Annotated in this window: 19 protein-coding genes and 1 pseudogene; 2 read left to right on the top strand and 18 right to left on the bottom strand. The window is 35.5% G+C overall.

The features are described 5' to 3' along the window. Positions 1 to 165: 165 nt before the first annotated feature. The 9 genes from JTI58_RS13000 to JTI58_RS12960 form a co-directional block, all read right to left on the bottom strand. A complete protein-coding gene (locus JTI58_RS13000; RefSeq protein WP_205441488.1) occupies positions 166 to 693 on the bottom strand; it encodes a YceI family protein in 528 nt (175 codons plus the stop codon). Positions 694 to 963: 270 nt separating this feature from the next. Next, the gene (gene srtB / locus JTI58_RS12995; protein ID WP_205441486.1) at positions 964 to 1,746 is read right to left on the bottom strand and encodes a class B sortase; all 783 of its coding nucleotides are present in this window, start codon (positions 1,744 to 1,746) and stop codon (positions 964 to 966) included. A 12-nt stretch (positions 1,747 to 1,758) separates the two neighbouring features. Continuing rightward, entirely contained in the window at positions 1,759 to 2,529 is a 771-nt protein-coding gene (locus JTI58_RS12990; protein WP_205441484.1) for an ABC transporter ATP-binding protein, read from the bottom strand. A gap of 5 nt (positions 2,530 to 2,534) precedes the next feature. Continuing rightward, complete coding sequence (locus JTI58_RS12985; protein WP_205441482.1) at positions 2,535 to 3,500, bottom strand: FecCD family ABC transporter permease; 966 nt, start codon at positions 3,498 to 3,500, stop codon at positions 2,535 to 2,537. Between the two features lie 96 nt (positions 3,501 to 3,596). Then, positions 3,597 to 4,505, bottom strand: a complete 909-nt coding sequence (isdE, locus tag JTI58_RS12980; RefSeq protein ID WP_205441480.1) for a heme ABC transporter substrate-binding protein IsdE — start codon at positions 4,503 to 4,505, stop codon at positions 3,597 to 3,599. Between the two features lie 26 nt (positions 4,506 to 4,531). After that, on the bottom strand, positions 4,532 to 5,800 hold the full coding sequence (locus JTI58_RS12975; RefSeq protein ID WP_243456017.1) for an NEAT domain-containing protein: 1,269 nt from the start codon (positions 5,798 to 5,800) through the stop codon (positions 4,532 to 4,534). A gap of 82 nt (positions 5,801 to 5,882) precedes the next feature. Continuing rightward, positions 5,883 to 7,322 (bottom strand): NEAT domain-containing protein, encoded by a 1,440-nt coding sequence (locus tag JTI58_RS12970; protein WP_205441472.1) that lies wholly within the window; start codon positions 7,320 to 7,322, stop codon positions 5,883 to 5,885. Then, positions 7,323 to 7,934 carry a heme uptake protein IsdC gene (gene isdC / locus JTI58_RS12965; RefSeq protein ID WP_243456015.1) on the bottom strand — a complete coding sequence of 204 codons (612 nt, stop codon included), beginning with the start codon at positions 7,932 to 7,934 and terminating at the stop codon, positions 7,323 to 7,325. Between the two features lie 369 nt (positions 7,935 to 8,303). Beyond that, on the bottom strand, positions 8,304 to 8,876 hold the full coding sequence (locus JTI58_RS12960) for a manganese efflux pump (protein ID WP_205441455.1): 573 nt from the start codon (positions 8,874 to 8,876) through the stop codon (positions 8,304 to 8,306). A 226-nt stretch (positions 8,877 to 9,102) separates the two neighbouring features. Between JTI58_RS12960 and JTI58_RS12955 the strand changes: the two genes are divergently transcribed. After that, on the top strand, positions 9,103 to 9,969 hold the full coding sequence (locus tag JTI58_RS12955) for a glycine betaine ABC transporter substrate-binding protein (RefSeq protein ID WP_205441453.1): 867 nt from the start codon (positions 9,103 to 9,105) through the stop codon (positions 9,967 to 9,969). Between the two features lie 291 nt (positions 9,970 to 10,260). Here JTI58_RS12955 and JTI58_RS12950 read toward each other — a convergent pair. The 7 genes and pseudogenes from JTI58_RS12950 to JTI58_RS12920 all read right to left on the bottom strand — a co-directional run. Then, positions 10,261 to 10,830: pseudogene (locus tag JTI58_RS12950) on the bottom strand (ATP-binding cassette domain-containing protein); the annotation flags it as partial. Continuing rightward, a complete protein-coding gene (locus tag JTI58_RS12945; RefSeq protein WP_205441451.1) occupies positions 10,827 to 11,891 on the bottom strand; it encodes an iron chelate uptake ABC transporter family permease subunit in 1,065 nt (354 codons plus the stop codon). The gene JTI58_RS12945 and the pseudogene JTI58_RS12950, both read right to left, overlap by 4 nt. After that, positions 11,888 to 12,904, bottom strand: coding sequence for an ABC transporter permease (locus tag JTI58_RS12940; protein WP_205441449.1), 1,017 nt, complete (start codon positions 12,902 to 12,904; stop codon positions 11,888 to 11,890). Before JTI58_RS12940 ends, JTI58_RS12945 begins: the two co-directional genes overlap by 4 nt. Positions 12,905 to 12,922: 18 nt before the next feature. Then, positions 12,923 to 13,951, bottom strand: a complete 1,029-nt coding sequence (locus tag JTI58_RS12935; protein WP_205441447.1) for a siderophore ABC transporter substrate-binding protein — start codon at positions 13,949 to 13,951, stop codon at positions 12,923 to 12,925. 376 nt (positions 13,952 to 14,327) lie between these two features. Next, entirely contained in the window at positions 14,328 to 15,011 is a 684-nt protein-coding gene (locus tag JTI58_RS12930; RefSeq protein ID WP_205441445.1) for a response regulator transcription factor, read from the bottom strand. Between the two features lie 590 nt (positions 15,012 to 15,601). Continuing rightward, the gene (locus JTI58_RS12925; RefSeq protein ID WP_431844387.1) at positions 15,602 to 16,090 is read right to left on the bottom strand and encodes a hypothetical protein; all 489 of its coding nucleotides are present in this window, start codon (positions 16,088 to 16,090) and stop codon (positions 15,602 to 15,604) included. A gap of 22 nt (positions 16,091 to 16,112) precedes the next feature. Next, a complete protein-coding gene (locus JTI58_RS12920) occupies positions 16,113 to 16,643 on the bottom strand; it encodes a hypothetical protein (RefSeq protein ID WP_205441441.1) in 531 nt (176 codons plus the stop codon). Positions 16,644 to 17,503: 860 nt separating this feature from the next. On the opposite strand from JTI58_RS12920, the gene JTI58_RS12915 reads away from it, so the two are divergent. Continuing rightward, complete coding sequence (locus tag JTI58_RS12915) at positions 17,504 to 17,659, top strand: hypothetical protein (RefSeq protein WP_205441439.1); 156 nt, start codon at positions 17,504 to 17,506, stop codon at positions 17,657 to 17,659. Between the two features lie 39 nt (positions 17,660 to 17,698). On the opposite strand, the gene JTI58_RS12910 is transcribed toward JTI58_RS12915, so the two are convergent. Then, entirely contained in the window at positions 17,699 to 18,319 is a 621-nt protein-coding gene (locus JTI58_RS12910) for a thermonuclease family protein (protein WP_205441437.1), read from the bottom strand. A 133-nt stretch (positions 18,320 to 18,452) separates the two neighbouring features. Next, positions 18,453 to 20,192 carry an ABC transporter ATP-binding protein gene (locus tag JTI58_RS12905; protein ID WP_205441435.1) on the bottom strand — a complete coding sequence of 580 codons (1,740 nt, stop codon included), beginning with the start codon at positions 20,190 to 20,192 and terminating at the stop codon, positions 18,453 to 18,455. Positions 20,193 to 20,296: the final 104 nt, after the last annotated feature.

Here is a 20,296-nt window from a genome sequence, read left to right as displayed (position 1 = left end):
ATGATGATTTATATGCAGTAATTACTAAAAATATGCAAGAAACTTATTTGTTGGTAATTTTTCACAAATTCTTTTTACAAGATTGCTTCATTAACAAGTTTCTATCTTGGGCTATATAAAAAGCATGCTTGAAGATTACTTCAAACATGCCCTAGCTATCTATTTTTAAGCTGGATTAATTTCTAATTCAACCGTTACTTTAATATCTTTCCCAACAAGAACGCCACCAGTTTCTAATGCTGCGTTCCAAGTTAGGCCAAAATCTTCACGATTAATTGTTGTTTCAGCTTCAAAGCCGTATACTTCTTGACCCCATGGATTTGTGCCTTTTCCATTAAATTCTGTATCAAACGTTACTGATTTTGTAACGTCTTTAATTGTTAAATCACCAGTTACTGCATATTCATCGCCTGCTTTTTTAGCAATGTTTGTAGATTTAAACGTAATCGTTGGATATTTTTCTGCATCAAAGAAATCTGCTGCTTTTAAATGATTATCGCGGTCTTCACTACGTGTATTAATGCTCGCTGGATCAATTGTAAAACTAATAGTAGCAGTTGTTAAATCTGCAAGATCTGCTGCTTCAATATCTGCTGAGTAACTGTCAAATACACCTTTAACTTTTGATACCATCATGTGCTTTACTTGAAAGTTAATTGCTGAGTGTCCTAAATCAATGTTCCATTTTGCCATTATAAATTCCTCCAATTGGTTGATTTTATCTCGATTTCGAGATATATTTTAAAATATGAAGCAACTACAGTTTTTATGTTACCCAAAATTGGTTAGGGTAAACATTTGTAGTTACTTATTTGTTTACATCTTAGCTTATAAAAAGTTTTTAATTACTTTCTGTAACTTACTATATATTAATAATTTAGTTACGTCAAGTAATTAAAAGTAAATTTTTTATACATAAAAAGGATGTCCGAGTCATCGGTACATCCCTTTCTATTCTTTCCCTCAACGTTTTACTAATTTGCCTTGCACGACAAAGCGATGATCATCACTCATGACAGCATCCTTACATGTAGATAAAGTAAGGATTTTATCGTCTGGACTTATATCAACATCCATCTGAATAGCAGACCGCTCCTGTATTTCCTCCAAAAATTGTTGATAAGCCTCCCTGCCAGTAAAGTCCGTCTCAATATAATAGAAATCAATCGTTGTCTCATATGCAGCAAAAACCTCAATATCATAGCCCTCATATAAGGTATCAAGGTATAGGATTGGATGTTCATCTGCATAGTCTTGCTTTAAGTAATTTTTAAGACTACCAAACATTGTATTATTCTTCATAGCATGTCCATACAAAACCGTGTTTTTGTCCATATCCAGTATATTATTTCGATAATCCATGAACACACTCCCGGCCCGACTCTCCTGATCTTTATAGTTATGATTTAAATAAAAGTCATTGTTATCAGCTTGTAATATTGGATTATTAAGTTTTGTCCCATCCACTGAAATCCACCCAACAATATGAGAATTGATCGCTAATAAATCATGAAACTGTGGTCTTATAGGTAACGTGGATACATCATCTGTCGTTTGATTTTCCGTCATATGATCTGCTGGCTGTTCTTTAATAGCTGTCAATGTGGCTTGATAAATGGCTTGTACTTCCTTTAACGATTTTGATGTTTCATAATACGTATAGAGGTACTTAGCAAGTGAAAAAGCCGAAAATAAAAATATTGCTAAATATACAAGTGTTAACAACTTTGATGCCTTTTTTTTCATCCGATCACCATCTTATATCCCCATTGGCATCATATAATAGCCAAGCTGTTTATCTTCATTAAATATCGCGTCAACTCCATAGACTTCTTTAATCACTTCTTTTGTAATCACATCACGTGGAGCACCCTCTGCGAAAATTTGACCTTCCTTCATCAAAATAATATGGTCACTATAGCGAATGGCTTGGTTAATATCATGAAGCACCATAATAATCGTTAAACCATGCTGCTCGTTTAATGTTTTCACCAGTTCTAACAATTCAATTTGATAGTAAATATCCAAATAGGTTGTAGGTTCATCTAAACACAATATTTCTGATTGTTGTGCTAACGCCATCGCAATCCATACACGCTGCCTTTCCCCACCAGATAATGCCTCTAAATTGGTTGTGCCTTTATGTTGTAAATTTGTACAGGCAAGTGCCCATTCAATTGCTTTCGTGTCTTCATCGTGATTTTTTTTCAGCATTGTTTGATGAGGCAAACGACCGAATCCTACTAATTTTTCTATTGTTAAATCTTTTGGTATATCATTTTGCTGATACACGATGGCCAGTTTTTTAGCAAATTCCTTTGGCTTATAGTGCAGTAAATCTTTATTTTCTAACGATACAGTCCCTGCTTTAGGTGAATGAAGGCGAGAAATGACACTTAATAATGTTGATTTCCCACAGCCATTCGGACCAATGATAGTCGTAATTTTACCTTTGACAATTGTTGTTGAAACACCATTTAAATGGTTACGTGTATTATCATGCGAAACAATGATGTCTTGTATATTCATGTTCGTCACTCTTTTCGTAATAGGAATATTAAGAATGGGCCACCGATTATTGCCATAATTGTGGAGGCTGGAATTTCAATAGGTGCAACAATTGTACGGCCAATCGTATCTGCCAGTAAAATTAATAGTGCACCTGCTAATGCTGTGAATGGAATGAGCACGACATGATCATGCCCAACCAATCTTCGAGCAATGTGAGGTACTAGGAGACCCACAAACGAAATGACGCCTGCCACCACAACTGATACAGCTGCTAATAAAACAGCGACAGCTGCAATGAGTAACCGCGCACGAGCTACTTGAAACCCTAAACTTTTAACTGTTTTGTCTTGCAGTACTAGCAAATTACACCAGCTATATAAAGCAAATGCACCAATCAATCCGATTGTCCCATATGTCACAATTGTAGAGACATCTTTCCATGTACGCATCGTTAAATTAGAGCCAATCACACTGGATGCTGATGTATTTAGAGAACCACCCAAGCTAATAAGTGCCTCTGTTAATCCTGTAAACATAGCGTTAATGGCAATACCCACTAAAATTAGTTTAAGCGGACTCAGGCCAGATTTCCAGGAGAGCACAAATACAAGCGAACAAGCCAATGCACCACCCATAAATGCTAAGACGGGTGTCATAAAAAATAATGTAGGGAAAAAGGCAATGATAGAAAGCTGTACAAATGCTGCACCAGAAGATATTCCGATTACCCCAGCATCAGCCAATGGATTACGCATCACGGACTGTAAAAGCACCCCAGATACTGAAAGTGCCGCACCTGCAAATAATGCTACAATGATGCGTGGGAAACGTAAATCTCGAATTGCCTCCATTTGACTATTTCCTTCTTCAAATAATGCTCCTATAAATTCAAAAAAGCCCATTTTAATGCTGCCTGTTGTGGCTGAATAAACGACTGTCACAAGTAATAAAACAATTACAATTAAAAAACTGACGATTCTTTTTGTCATATTGGACTTCCTTTTTCTATGTTTAAATTCTATAAAGATAAGAAAAACGCTCTATGATAAGTATAATACTGATCATACGAGCGACAATTCTAATTACTATTTACGATAGAAGATTTCCATCAGTTGTCCTAAAGCTTGTGGTACTTGTAAGGAGGCTGTCGTCCCGAATAATTCTTCCTCTAAATCATAGACTTTTCCGTTTTTCACTGCATCAAAATGTTTCCAAATATCATTTGTTTTAAATTCCTCATCGAACATTTTCACAACTTCATCTGGCATACCATGTGATAAACGTAAAATAATATCAGGATTACTGTTATGTAGATACTCTGTATTGGAAGATAAATATTCAGCGTCCTGACCTTCCATTACATTGATTCCCCCTGCTCGCTTAACAAGATCACCTGCGTAGGAATTTTCAGTTGCCACTAAATAACTCCCTGGAATACCAAGTAAGATTAAAACACGAGGGCCTTCTTTATTTGCCGCAACACTTTGTACCGCTTCAATATTTTTCTGTAGATCCTGTACTAGGCCCTCAGCTTGTGTTACACGATTATAGCGTTCACCAAGTGTTGTGATTTCCGTTAACATGGCATCCACACTTTGAAAATTTAAAAAGTCGACAGGGATGTTCAATTGTTTAAACTTATCCTGCAAATCGTACTCTAATGTCGATACAGATAATACTTCTGTCGGATTTAATGATTTCACAATTTCCATATCAGGCTCCATTGCATTGCCGATAGTAGGCAGACCCTCAAAACGTTTTGCTAATTGCTTTTCCGTTTCTGGTACAGCGATCGCATCCAAATCCAGCTTATCTAGAATATCTGCCACCACAACTGTTCCAGCAATAATACGTTGCTCACTCTCTTCTGTTCCTTGTTCTTCTTCAGCAACCGTTTTCTCCTTCACTGCTGGCTTGTCACTGCCACTACAAGCTGCAAGAAGCAGAGATAGTAATGTCAACAACAGTAGCCCAATTTTCCAATCCTTTTTCATTGTGTCATCTCCCACTTATTTTTGCTTCACTCTGTCATTTTTTGTTTTTTAAGACGTCGAATGAGTAGCCAGCCTGATACTAGGCAAATAACGATAAGCAATATAATTTTCACTATATTTAACGGTTCAATCTGCTGGGGTGTCATAGAAGTATTCATTACCTTTTCAGTAGTAGCTTCATCTTTTATGTCTTCCTCTGGTTCATCTTCTTCCCCTTTATCCACTGACTCATCAAGTGTCCGATCAAATGCTAATTTTTCATCCAGTGGCACAACGAGCATCGTCTGGGAAGTTGGTTCTTCTGATTTAGCAGAGTTTTTTTCCTCCACAATATTGGCTTGTATAGATGTTTTTTTTACTTGCTCTTTCACTACTCGATCCGCCGCTTTATCACTGACAACGGCTTTAGAAGCTGTTACTTTAGAGGGCTTATCTAAAACCTTTGCAACTTGTGTTTCATCAAATACTAACTGAACAAAATATTGATGGTGATAAGAAATGTCAGGAATATCGATCTTTACCCACATTCGTAATGCTTGTGCTAAATCTTCAACCTCAAATTCTACAATCCGTACATTATCTAGAAGTGAAAGCTGTTTAGGTTCAACTTGCTCCCCTTTATAATCTACCTTTAGCCCTGTGACCCAAGCTGATTGTAAAATCGTCATTAGCGCATAGTATCTACCATCTTTTTCAATCACTTTTGCCACAGGCTTTACATAACTATTCATAATAGAAGGTTCTTGTTTACCATCTACCATTAAAACATAATTTAAAGCCCATTCCTGACCCGTTATTTCCTCTGCATCTATTTCCTCCACTACTTCTTTATCGTCCTCACCTTGCGAAATATTTGGTAATAATGTCTGCATGTTTAGGTGAAGCTCTTGGGAAAACGAGGCATATTGTTCTTCTGTTGCAAGTTCTATACTGCCATTGATGATAATTGGTTGTTGTAACGCTAAAACATCAAACTGAACTAAATTTTCTATTTTATCCAATGTGAAAGAAAGCTCATGGCCTAGCTGTTCGATATGTATATCGCTGATAGGACTTAGCTCTTCAAGAGCCATTGTTAATTGATAGTGCTCATTCTTAACTGAGAGCATTGCTACATCTTTAAAAAGGCTTCCTTCAAAGCCTTCGATAGGAGAAAAACTTAGTTCAACTTGATAACTACCATCTGCGATAGCAGAATCCTCAGCTTTTGCTTGTAGAAAAAGGGACGGAGAAAAAAAGAACAATATAATTGAAAAAATAACCACTAGGCAAAGGTTACTTCTCTTTTGTGTCATTGCATGCTAGCCTCCCATTTCTTTAAAAGCACAGGAACTTCCTTCCCCATAAATGTGAGAAAGGAAGTTGCTGTTAAGATCATTATTTATTCAAGTATTGCAATGAGCCATTTAAAATTTTCGCCATATGTGAACGTTTTAATGGGCTATTCGCATCGATAACAGTTTTACCATCTGCAGTAGGTGAACCAGTCATGACTTTACCTGCATACAGAAGTGCAAAGGCCTTTTTCGCTTCTTCATCTTTCACTTTTGCTCCATCAGCATAGTAAGTAAGACTTGGGTCACCAAAGTTCATTTCTTTACCTGCTACATGTGTTACTGTACGATAGATCATTACAGCCGCTTGTTGACGAGTTAATGTATCATTCGGATTAAAGTTCGTTGCTTTTTTAACAATTCCTGCTTCAGCTAATGCATTAATTGCTTGTACTGCTTCAGCGCTAAGTTTACCTGTATCTTTAAACCCAGCATCTTTTGTAGAAGTTACGTTCAATGCACGTGCCACCATTAAAGCAAATTGAGAACGTGTAATATTGTCGTTTGGTTTGAAGTAGTCTTGACCTTTAACAATTCCTAAACTGTAAAGTGATAAGATTGCTTCTTTATTTGCATCTTTACTAATATCTTTAAATGGATTTACAACTGGTTTTACTGCACCTTCGACAGCAAAGCTAAATTGTACTGTATGATTTGAATCATATTTCACACCTTGTGCTGGCTCATCAACAACGATGTGTAATTGAGCATTCACAAGTTTCTTTAAATCTGCTACTTCAAATGAGTATGTGCGTGCATTTGTAGCATCGTCTTGTTTCACTAAAGTTGCTTCTTTCCCCTCTACAGTGAAACCTTTTACATATTGCCCTTGAGGGAATGTCATTGTCACGATGTTTTTACCGTCTTTAGCAGAAATGCCTACTTTTGGTGCAATATATTGTTTCATGATCGATTCTTCTGTTGTACCATTTTTATAAACAGTGACAGCTACTTCGTTCACTTTAACTTCTTCTTTTACTTCTTCTTTAACATCTTCTTTCACTGCTTTTAAATCAAATTCATACCATTTGTCCATATTTGCAGAAGGAACGACTACATGGATTTTTGCTGATTTAACTTCATCAACAACCACAGGGAAACTGTATGTAATTGTGCCGTCGCTATTTTTCACTTCAGTTGCATCTACATATTTATCGCCCTGCTTTGTTTGTAGACCCGCAATCATTGGTGCCGATTTTGCTGTAACCGTTAAAGTTGCTTCAAATTTCCCGTCTTTTTCAACGATTGAACCCTGTGGTACTAGATGAGAACTAATAGCAGGCTGATCTTCTGTTGTACCAGGTTTGAAGATTTTGAAATTGATAACTGATGCCGTTTTGTCAGCTTTCGTTGCTTCTGCTTTTACTTCTGTATTTGTTGTTACTACCTCTGCTGCAGATGCAAAGGATGGAACTGAAAGAGATGCAGCTAGCAATGAAGCTAGTACTATTTTAGTTGCGCGAGATTGACGTTTTTTAGCCATTTATTGACCCTCCGTTTTTGTTTGTAGTTTTTTTCTATAAAGTAAAAATGCTGACCCCACTAAAGCTACAATTAATAGGTAAGGTGTTGCATCACCTGTTTGTGGATTCGGCACTTGACTTTCTGTAGTAGAAGCTGTGGACGCTTTGGATTCATTTGACGTTGTTTGTTGAGTCGAAGCTGTAGAGCTAGCAGTCGATACGGCATCAAATACAAGCGACACGCTATATTCATGGTGATAATTAATATCATCAATATCAATTTTCATAGATGTTACTACTGGTTGGGATAAATCTTTAACCGTGAATTGTACAGTACGTGTGTCTGCTGCTTTATCTTCACTGACAACAGTTGCGCCACCAGGCGGTTGAAATTTTGTAATCCATGCACTGTTTTTTAGGGTAATTTGCACAGTAGCTGTGCCATTTTTCACCGTTACGTTTGCCGGTTTTACAAAATAGTCGTTTGCAATAGATGCAGAGTTACTATCAGGTTTATTGACCTGATACTTTATCGAATGTGTGCCATCAGCCAGTTGAGCAGATGCTTGTGTCAGCCCTAAGTTAACAACGACAATACTAACAAGCATGATCAACATGAGCATTTTCTTCATGTGTTGCACGCCTCCTTTAGTCATAGTAAAACATCATAATTGAAAAAATATTCGTATGAAAGCACTTCCACCTAAACGAAAATTATTCTCAATTACGATTCTACTCCCAAGAATAATCGCTGATACCAGTGTATGTCAACTGTTAAACCAAATTAGTCCTCAATATGTCAAATTTTCCTCCTAATAAAAAGAATATAACCAAAATATGGTTACATTCTAAGGGTGATGTATTCATTTAATGCACAAGAAATATTTTTTCAATACTTACTAATGGTTACCCATTCTCGTAATTAAAGATTTTGTTAGCAGCATAGATATTGTCTATAATCTGTAAAATATGGTGATCGACCATTTTATACGTTTTAGATGTTATTTTGCAAAAACCTCAAAAATACCAATCATAATTAGTAGCCATCCTGATATTGCTGTAGAGTGCTTGCCAATATACGTTTTTGATAGTAAAGAGCCACATCTACTTCCCACCCCAACTGTGATAAACGAAAACACGCCGATGGAAATGACCGTCCAAAGGGCAGAGATGCCATTTGCACCTATTGCAATACCTCCTGCTAAACAGTTCGCTGATAATACGAAACCAAGTGCCATTGCCTCACGCGTTGAAATCACTAAATTTTTATCTTCATCAAATAATTCAGGATTGCCAGCTATCCGTTTATTAGAAAAATTATTGGACATTAACGTCCATACACCAATGACACACAATAGTAAACTTCCTAATAAATTGGCAGTATGCGGTGAAATATACTCAACAACTGTGCTACCTGCTGTTACTGCGACATATGTGACAATCATTGACATAACAGCAATCACGGCATTCGATAAAATTGGAATTTTAACTTGTTTGACACCATAAGCTAAGCCGATCCCCAAGTTATCTAAATTCGCAGCGATCCCTATTAGAATAATTGTAATCCAATGCATACTAAGCCTCCTCGCACCCCAGTCTCCATTTTCACCTATCATATGTCATCAATAGAAAAATTTATGGGCAGCCCGATATAGACTGCACGGCCAATCCCATGATTCCCGTAATGATTTGCACAGCATTCATTTGACAAAAGTAACAACTTGTTTTTAAAATAAAGTTGTTACTTATTTATTTTTTAATTTTCACAATAATTCAAGAGTTGATGGAGAGGGGAAATTTATGAGATATTTAAGATTATGGAAAATTGGTTTCGCTTTAGCCTGCCTACTAGTTTTATCTGCATGTGGTTCAGCAAGTGAGGGTACGCAGAATAATAATAGAAATGAAATCAATTTAGCCTATGTTGAATGGGATACTGAGGTTGCTTCTACACATGTAGTAGGACAAGTATTAGAGGATTTAGGATATAAGGTAACATTGACACCTTTAGACAATGGGATCATGTGGGAGGCACTTGCAAACGGAGAGGTTGACGGTATGGTATCTGCCTGGTTACCGCAAACACATGCCCCACAAGTAGAGAAATACAAAGATAAAATAGAGAATTTAGGTGAAAATCTAACTGGTGCTAAGATTGGTTTAGTCGTTCCAAGTTATATGGATGTCGATTCTATTGAAGATTTAGCAAACCAAGCTAATCAAACAATTACAGGAATTGAACCAGGAGCTAATATGATGGCTACGACAGAAAATGCCTATAAGGAATATAAAAATCTGGAAGGTTGGCATGTATTGACCTCGTCTGCCGGTGCAATGACCGCAGCCCTTAGCCAAGCCATCTCCAATAATGAAGAAATCATCATCACAGGCTGGTCACCACACTGGATCTTTAACGCCTATGATTTAAAGTATTTAGATGACCCGAAAGGTTTATATGGGACGGAAGAATATATTGGCACTTTTGCCCGTAATGGCTTGAAAGAGGATGCCCCTGAAGCCTATCGTGTCCTTGATCGTTTCCACTGGACTGCTGAAGACATAGAAAGTGTGATGTTTGATATTATGGAAGGTATGAGTGCCACGGAGGCTGCTAAAAAATGGATTGATAACAATCAAGATAAAGTAGCCGAATGGACGAAAGATTAAAAGCATAATGACTAAAAAAAATCCATTTACTAATGTCTAGTAAATGGATTTCATAATGTAGACAGCTACATTCTATTATAGAATGAACCATCTGAAATTTTTAACGTTCCCAAAAAATGAGGGGGGTTTCAGGAGCGTAATCATGAACTAGCAAACTTCTGGAGAAAAGTAGCTAAAGTTCATCCTCTCTACACTGTATTGTAGTCGAGGAATATCCTTTATATGATAATGATAATCATTATCAGTTATTTTGTCAACATATAAATAGACTTTTTTTTCGTAGCAGTCCCCCACAATGGTTCTTCCAAATTCATTAGCCGCACGTCTCAAATGCTCCATCATTTGAACAGAACGAGCAACATCAAGGTTGTTCAAAGGCTCGTCTAAAAGTACATATTCGTTTTCTTGGCATAAAACCATCGCTACATATGCCCTTTGTCTTTGGCCACCAGAAAGCTCATCTAAATATCGATTCTCTAAATCCGTTAAATCAAAGAAATCGATATATTTAGAAATAATCATCTCATCCTCTTTAGTTAATCTTCCCTTTGAATAAGGAAAGCGTCCAAATCCAACTAGTTGTCTAATCGTAAGCCTAGTGACAAAATGATTTTCTTGTCGCAATATAGTTAAAATTTTTGCTAAGTCTTTTGATTTGGATTCAGAAATATTCATATTTGCTACCTGAATTTGACCTTCTTCCATATCCAAAAGTCTTCCAATCATCAAAAGTGTCGTAGACTTTCCGGCACCATTTGGTCCAATTAATGAAGTAAAACCAGCTTTTGGTATTTCAATATCCAAAGGTCCAATTTTCACCTTATCAGTATAGAACTTTTTAACATTATCAATTTTTATCATAAAGCCCTCTTCCTTAAAATCACAGTTAAAAATATGATTCCACCAAATAATTCAATAATAACTGAAACTACACCTTGAGCATGGAATACATGATACATCAAAAAGTATGCACTCGTTATGATCAAAAAGCCTATAGCAAGAGCCATTGGAAAAATATATCGATGATCATAAGTCGATGCTGCCTGATAGCTTAGAGTGGCTACTAAAAAGCCATAGAAAGTAAGTGGTCCAATCAAAGCCGTTGAAATGGACATTAAAATGGCAACTAATACAAGTGTATAAATGACACTAGGTTGGTATTTAACTCCAAAAGTAGTAGCAACATCCTTGCCTAATGATAATATATTCAAATTCTTAGAATGAGCAAGAAGTAATATCGCTACAATGATTACCATAGGAATGACGATAGGAAAATAGGCAGAATCCGCATTATTAACAGAACCAAACAATCTCGCCTGTAAAATATCAAACTCTGAAGGCGCAAGTAGTCTTCTCATGAAAGTTGACACAGAATTTAGCCCAGTCCCTATAATAATGCCAACTAAAAGCATCAATTGTAAATTTTCATATTTACCGGAAAGCAACCATCCATACAAAATCAAACTCATCAAGACCATAACAACAACCTGAAATAAAAATGATCCAATACCACTAAAATTTATTAATGCACTAGCACCAAAGAAAAAGATTGTACTAGTATGAATTGTTGAATAAAGTGATTCGAAGCCTAACAGCGAAGGCGTTATAATCCTATTATTTGTAATCGATTGAAAAGCAACAGTCGACAGGCTCTGACAAACTGCAGCAATAATCATGGCGACAAGGGCTACTATTCGTCTCATTACAACAGGAATAAATGAAGGCAAATCTATTGGAACCGGATTGTTATACACTAAAAGTCCATATGAAGAAAGGATGCCTAAAGCAATCAATGTTATCAGTATAATCCAATAGCGTCTTTCCTCCTTCTTAGTACGAAAAGCCCTAGCTGATCTATTTTCATTCTGAAGGCTAGCATCGATTTCGACATTATCTTTATTTCTATATTCGAATGTGGTCATCGTAGCCTCCTCGGTTTTCTTTGTCTCAATAAAATCGTTATAAATACGACCGATCCTACTGTTCCAAGTATTAAAGAAACAGGTACTTCAAAAGGCATAATAATTGTACGGGAAATGATGTCACAGGCGGTTATAGTCCCCATTCCAATTAAACATACCCAAGGTAAATTACTTCTAAGATCATCGCCTCTAAACATTGACACAATGTTTGGAACAATTAACCCCAAGAAAGGTAAGTTTCCACTAACAGCTGCAACAATTCCAACAGCAAAAGAAATAAGGGCTGTCCCCAAAAGAACAATCCTATTGTAATTAACGCCAAGGCTTGTTGCGACATCTTCACCTAGTCCAGCTAAGGTTAATCTATTTGCATAAATAAAAATAAGCAAAGTAACGATCACAATTAGCCATAAATATTCATATCTTCCCACCTGAACGGCCGCAAAAGAACCTACAAACCAAGTTTCAATGCTCTGCGTCATTTGAAAAAGAAGTCCCATAAAAGTGGACACTGCAGAAATGACTGCTCCAAGCATTAATCCAATAATTGGAACAATTAAAGACGAACGTAGTTTAACTCTTCTTAAAAATAAAAAGAAAATCATCGTTCCTATAAAAGAAAAAATGATTGCACCAGTCATTCTTTGAACTAAAGTTGGGGAAGGAAATAATAAATAAACTAGGAGCAGTCCTAATCCTGACCATTCAATAGTCCCCGTTGTAGTAGGTTCAACAAAGCGATTCTGTGTAATCAGTTGCATGACGAGTCCCGCCATTGACATTGCAGCTCCTGTAAGCATCAATGCAGCTGTTCTAGGAACACGAGTTATGAAAAACATCTCCATTCCATCCTCTTGTCCACGTATATCATAAACTCCAGTAAACAGTGATATAATGCCTAAAATAATAACAACTATAATCGCTAATATAAAAGGTTTTGTACATATTTTATTGTGGTTATAAAACTGGGGTTGAGAAAAATTCTCAACCCTAGAAATTATATTTTTTGGCACTATTCATACCCCTCTACACTACTTAGCTAAAGTATTTGCAAGATTTTCAAATAACTCTATATAAGTCTGAATTGATTCATTCGTGTAAGTATCTGCTGGTGCATAAATAATCTGTTCTTTAGAAACAGCCGTTGTTTTTTGAAGAGCAGGTGCGTTAGTAATAACATCCTTAGCAGGAGCCGAAGTAGCTGCATCAGATGTTGCTGCATCACGGTCTAATACGAACAACCAATCTGGATTACTTTGTGCAATAGCTTCAACTGAAACTTCATCACCTTTATGATCAGAAGTAGAATCAGCAACTTCTAATGCAGGTACCCAGCCGAAAATTTCATACATTGGACCCCAAACACGTCCAGAATGAGGAGCTGCAAAACCAATATCCCCACCAGCGACGATAACACTCATCACTTTATCTGTTCCATTATAAGCAGATTTAGCATTTTCAATCACTTTATCAAAATCAGCTACTACTTGTTTCGCTTCTTCATTTTTATCAAAAATTTGTCCTAAAGCAATTGTAGAATTTTTAAGTCCATTTACTAAGTTTTCACCAGGCGTTGCAGCTTCCTCAGAAACATCAACATTCAGATCAATAACAGCTGCATTTGGCACTAATTTTTTGATATCTTCATAAAAACCAGCAAATCTTTGACCGATGATTACAAGTTCAGGGTTTGCGGCTGCGATAATTTCAAGATTAGGTTCGCGGTGATTTCCAATATTTTGAACTGAATCGTCCTTTACATATGGTGAATCTGCAGGCATTACATCCTTTGGAACAGCTACTAGTTCAATATTCCAATCAGCTAACGTTTCAAAAGTTCTATTATCCAAAGCAACTACATTCTTTGGGTTTACAGGAACAGTAACAGTTCCATGGGCATCAGTGATTTCAACCGTCGTAGGCTTAGCAACCTCTTCACTTCCGTTATCTTTAGGCGTTGACTCTTCGTTCGTTTTATTACTTGAATCTGAACAAGCTACTAGTATCAAAGTCAAAACTGCCAAAATACCAACAAATTTTAAAAACATAGATTTCTTCATACATATACTCCTTATAGTGTAATTTTTTGAAAATGATGAAGTCTATAGATTGAGTTGGATAGTAATTGCTTGCCATCCTAATCGCTATTGATAATCATTTTCATTTGTTCGTCCTGTGGAATAGTATAGTGATTAATTATGTGAAAATCTTGTGAAGGATATAAATTAATAAATAAAGTTACATCAAGCATAAATTGGATACAAAAAAGGAAAATATGTTTCCGCCTCTTCAATACCTTCTAAAAACTGTTTGCTTACTCGATTTAATAGAACAAAAAAAAGAGCAAAACGGTTGAAACTGTTTTACTCGTTTTTTCGATTATGTTTAATATTGCTTACTGTGACAAACTGCATGATACCTATTATCTTCTTGTTACTATTCAATCATTGAATAACCTCTGCCATGGATTGTTTGAATATATCGATCTTTCTTCTCGCATTTTAGCTTTTTTCTTAAATACCCAATATATAAATCCACTACATTTGGATTGACAGCTAAGTCATATCCCCAAACCTGATTCAATAGCACTTCACGGCTCAATATTTTATTTTTATTTTTATTTTTGATTAAAAATACTAGTAAATCATACTCGCGCTTAGTAAGCGGGAGATTTTCGCCACCTTTTGCCACAATATTGCATGATGCATCAACAAAGAGATCCTTAAACCGATAGAAATCAGTCTCGTTTGTCTGGATAACGTCCCCTCTTCTTAGAATAACTTTTATCCTTGCTACTAATTCTTCTTTTACAAACGGTTTTCTTATATAATCATCTGCTCCTGCTTGCAATCCGGCTATGCAATCCTTGCTAGACACATTATCGGTGACAATAATGATCGGTGTCGTTTTAACAGCCCGTATTTGTCTGCAAATTTCGGGTCCAGATATACTTAACGAATCCCAATCCAATACGATAATATCCCAATCTTGCTCATATACTATATTTAAACCTTTATTTTCATTGTGAAGTGTTAAAATGAAATAGCCTTCTTGCTTTAGCCCGCTTACAATTTTTTTTGCCAAAGACCTTTCATTCTTAATTACCAACACCTGCTTCACTTATGATTCACCTCTACTTCATTACATAAATAATCTATTACAAAAAAATATTGGATTTATCAATCTTAAATTTCTCAAAAACTATTATAACAACTTATCTGAATAAATTTTTAAAAAATTTACAATAAATATGTAAAATACTAAACTTCGGAATTAAATTGATACTTATGAAAATTTAGGAAAAATCGATGTTACCTCAACAAGTAATGGCCTTGAACAAGCAAAGAATATATGAAGAATCACTTTAATGGGAGAATTTACAGAAATACCTTAGCTTAGATAGAAAAATTGACTCCACATTCGTATTGTAGAAGGTTTAAGGAAGTATGGGTTTCTCCTGCAGCGTACATAAACGAAATTCGTATACATTATGCATAGGAAATACTTTGTGCTAAACTAACCATTAAAGGTGGGGTTACTTTTAAATAAGGGATGATAGAGAAATTTACTTTAGTAGAAGTATTAACATCAAATAGAGAAAACTTATAATTATTGCAAACACATTAAGTTTTAAATTAAAAAACCCGCCGTTTTGAAAATAGCCTAATCAAAATGAGTGGGTTTTTAATATAAATATATTCTAATATAAATCACTTTAAATATCTTGCTTCAAACATATATTGATCATATAATTTACCACTTTCAAACTGGATTATTGCATCAAGAACGGACTCTAACATTCCAATTTTCCAGATAGTCTCTATTACTGGAACTGTTCCTACTGTTTCAATAGTTCGTTTATATTTTTCTAACTCTAAACTTCTTTCAATCAGTTCTTTAAACGCCTTAAGGGTATTCCCTTCATGCTCAAATGGTCGCTGTAAATTAATATCATTTAATTCGTCTTTATACTTTTTAGTTGTTTGATTTCTCATTTTTTTAGCTTGATCTGCTTGAATTTGCATTGGTCCGTAACGAAATCTTGAGCGCCATGCTACAAAAGTTTTTACTGGAACACCTAGTAACTTAGCACCATCCCACTTCTCCAATTCTTTTTCTACACAAACTTCATACATAACATCCTTTAAAGGCTTCCCGAATTTTTCTTCTACAATGATTTTGTAATCCAAATCTATCACTCCTAAACCATTCGTAATTTCATTAAACCTTTTTTGATTCAAAGTACAATTTTAAATTACTTTTTCTTAATTTATTAGCTTCTTTAATTAAGTTGATTTTTTTCTCATGTATTTTTTTTAGTGAACTTATTGCATTTTCTACGATTGCTGGAGCATCATTTCCTAAGTTTGGCAAATTCTTATTTAAATATTCATATATAGCTTTTTTTTCAATATCGGATGGTACGGTTGGCGCTAGAGGCAACTCGAATGGTGATTTTGTATCTACCAATTCTTGAGGCGTATTATATAGAAACTGAAAAGCATTTTGTAGCATCCTTCGTTGCCTTTCATCAGTCACCTCATAGACCCCTTTTGAATCAAGAGTAATTCGATCAAATTCAACCATTACTAGTTTGTCTGGTTTTCTATTTTTTGTTCTGTAATACAACATAACCTTTAAGACGTCCTGTTCTGAAAGCTCCTTTATTTCTTTGAATCTCCCATTTTTAGGGTTAGGAACCTTATAAATTTTATTCTCTTTTGAAATATACAGCCATTTTATACCACCCATAATCAATCCCCCTAAAAATAATAGAACATTTGTTCTTTACCAAAATTATAACGAACAGATGTTACACGTTCAATTTATAAATAACTTATTTGACTTTATCTTTACAAAACTTTCAAATAGAAGAAACTCTACTAATTGACATGCAATTTAGTTAAAAAACTAAAATTGGACATTCTTATAATCAATGCTTTGGAAAAAAATCCACGAGGATTAATACCTCATGGATTTCGTTTTAAGTAAAATAATATTTTTTGCTTCAAGTGTTACTTCTGCATATCTTTAGGTTAAGCAACCTTAATAGATTGTAAAGTTAAAACGATTACGATATCATGTAAATCAAAAATAAATTCATCTCCTTCTATATGTTATTGATAATCATTTTCATTTGAATGTTCTATGGAGAAGTATAACTTTATTTTATGTGAAAATCCTGTGAAGGGTAAACTTGTTACATTACTAAAGAAGCTAGGAAAAACCGATGTATTTTGAAGCATCATTAAGGAATGAAAGAATAATTAATAAACCTATTTGTGTGGGGAGACAACGAATAACTGAACAAACATCTTATTATGCTAAAAATAAGTTTTGTATAGCTAAAGAGGAGTAGGTTGAACTATTTCTAGTTCATATTAACATTTCCAAATCAAAGGTTATTTTTAAAATAATTGATTCTTCATCGTAACTCTTGGCTGATTTTATAGTAATTCAATGATCAACTATTTTTGTGACATTTAGTGTAGCTCTCTTTCTGTACTTGGTCAATGGCTATATACTTACTGCTTCAACCCCATCTTGACATCACCTTTAATACTGTACAAAAGTTGTAACGCCACTATCACCAAAATGGGACTTGCCAATCAATGTCGTGTCGAGGAGTCTATTGGAACAATGATCACTTTGGGCATTTTAAAGACAAAGTAAACATCAAAGAATACGAAATGTTAGAAGAGGTAAAACAAGAAATAAAGGAATTAAAAAAAGCTGCTACCTGTAAGATACAGACAGCAGCTTCCTAGCCTTTTTGAAATTGTCTTTTAACAAGCAGGCTTTTTAGATTATTGAACTACTTCCGGATGGAATCCATCTTTTTGGAAGTAATCATCCTGTGACCAAATATTTAATTTTGCATCCTGTGCTTTTTGCTGAATAGCTCTAAAGGCATCTTCAAATGTGTTGTTTGGCTTATGAATATAACGTACAACTGCAAGACCTTCCTCTAATAAAGATTCCTGCAATAACACATCATCTACAAAAACATAAGCTAATAAGCGATCATAATTGTCTGTTTCTGGCCCAACATCATAGACCGCTTCAATTTTTTGAGCCTTTTCCAATAAATTGATCGTGTACTCTTTTGCTTGTTCAGCATATGGCTGGGCGCCACCTTTGTTGTAATTCATTTCAGGTGTATCCACCATTAACAGACGAATTTTTCGTTTCTCATCATTAATTGTCGCCTGAATCGTATCCCCATCATATGCTTTAATATAGTCTATCTCAAAGCGTTTATTTCCTGTTTTTTCTTCCACTTGTTCAATGGATATAGTACCTTGCTGATCTGTAACTGATTTTGTATCTTGATCTTCCGCAGGAGATCTGCCAAATATCATATACAATGCTACAGCCAGAATAATCGTACCACTTGTTATTAATGTTTTTATATCTTGCATTTTCATGTAGTAGGCCCCTCACAACTCATCATCTTTTCTTATACCTACGACTCGTATAAGTTGTGTAACTCATCATCAGGAAGACAAAAAGTTTCACGATGTTTCTATTGTAAAATATCAAGCTACTACATTCAAGCTATCACATTGTCACAGCTACCCAATGATTAGGAGAAACCTCTACTAGCTGACTATTTTCTACCTCATAACGTACTTTTACATCTTCTGCATGTTCAGCATCGCTATATTTCTGCTTCTCTATTGCAGGATCTGGAATAGGAATGGAGCGTAATAATGCACGTGTATAAGGATGCTGTGGATTAGCATATAGCTCTTCACTTTCTGCCAATTCAACAATTTTCCCACCATACATGACCGCAACACGATCACTGATATGCTTCACCATGGATAGATCATGGGCAATAAATAAATAAGTCAAACCAAGTTTTTGCTGTAATTCCTTTAATAAATCAACAATCTGCTTTTGAATAGAAACATCCAGTGCTGATAAGGGTTCATCACAAACAATAAAGTTTGGCTCGACTGCTAATGCTCTAGCAATCCCAATTCGCTGACGTTGACCACCTGAAAATTCATGAGGATAACGCATCGCATGTTCTTTCTTCAAACCGACAAGTTCAAGCAATTCTTCTACTCGTTGTCGTCTCTCTTCATGTGTCTTCACCAGACCATGAATATCAAGAGCCTCTCCAATAATATCTAAGATTTTTTTGCGAGGATTTAACGATGAATAAGGGTCTTGGAAAATAATTTGCATATGACGACGCATTGCCTTTAGCTGTTTTTTCGTTAGTCTTGTTACAGGTATTCCTTGATATAGAACCTCGCCATTTGTAGGCTGATGAAGCTGGAGAATCGTCCGACCTGTAGTCGATTTACCTGAACCAGATTCACCAACCAAGCCTAATGTTTCACCAGGATATATATAAAATGATAAATCATTCACAGCTTTCAGCGTTTGACCACGGCCTAATGGAAATTCTTTCGACAGATGGGTTACTTCGATTAAAGGCTTATGTCGATCGATACCTGGCTGAATAGTAGCAATCTCTTTTGGTTGCTTTTTCTCATGCAGCTTTGGTAACGCATTCAATAATTTCTGGGTGTACGGATGCTGGGCATTTGCAAAAATTTCTTCCGTTGTGCCCTGTTCAACTATTTCTCCTTCTTTCATCACAATGATGCGATCACACATACCTGCAACAACGCCTAAATCATGTGTAATTAAAATAATAGACGTCCCCATTTTCTTTTGCATGTCGCGCATCAATTTTAGAATTTGAGCTTGAATAGTAACATCCAGTGCTGTTGTTGGCTCATCCGCAATAAGCAGTGATGGATTACAAGCAAGTGCCATAGCGATCATCACACGTTGACGCATACCACCTGAAAATTCATGGGGATATTGTCGATACCGTTCTTCTGCATCTCCAATACCAACCAGTTTTAATAACTCTATTGTTTGTTGATAGGCTTCGGTTTTTGACATTGACTGATGCTTGATTAAACTTTCAGCCACTTGATCTCCTATTCGAATAGTAGGGTTTGTGGATGTCATTGGATCTTGAAAAATCATACTAATATCTTGTCCACGAATCCCTTCCATTTGTTTTTCACTAAATTCAGTGAGTTCTTGCCCTTTAAACACAATAGTACCAGATTTCAGAAATGAAGGTGGAGATGGTAATAAACGCATAATGGAACGAGCCGTTACACTTTTCCCGCTACCAGACTCTCCTACAATTCCGAGTGTTTCACCTTTATTTAGATGGAAGCTAACGTCCTTAACAGCTTCGAATTCTGTCTCCCCTGTGATAAAGGACACGCGAAGATTATTGATTTCTAAAAGCTTTTCATTCATTCGACCCATCCTTTTTAAAATTTGTGATTGACTTACTTACAAGTATAATCCATACTTTACAATACTGATAGGAATTATACAATATAATGCTGAATATTTTATTT

Origin of the sequence: Lysinibacillus fusiformis, assembly GCF_016925635.1 — a bacterium.
GTDB classification, from domain to species: Bacteria; Bacillota; Bacilli; order Bacillales_A; family Planococcaceae; genus Lysinibacillus; species Lysinibacillus fusiformis_F.
This window is presented reverse-complemented; position numbering and strand designations above follow the sequence as displayed.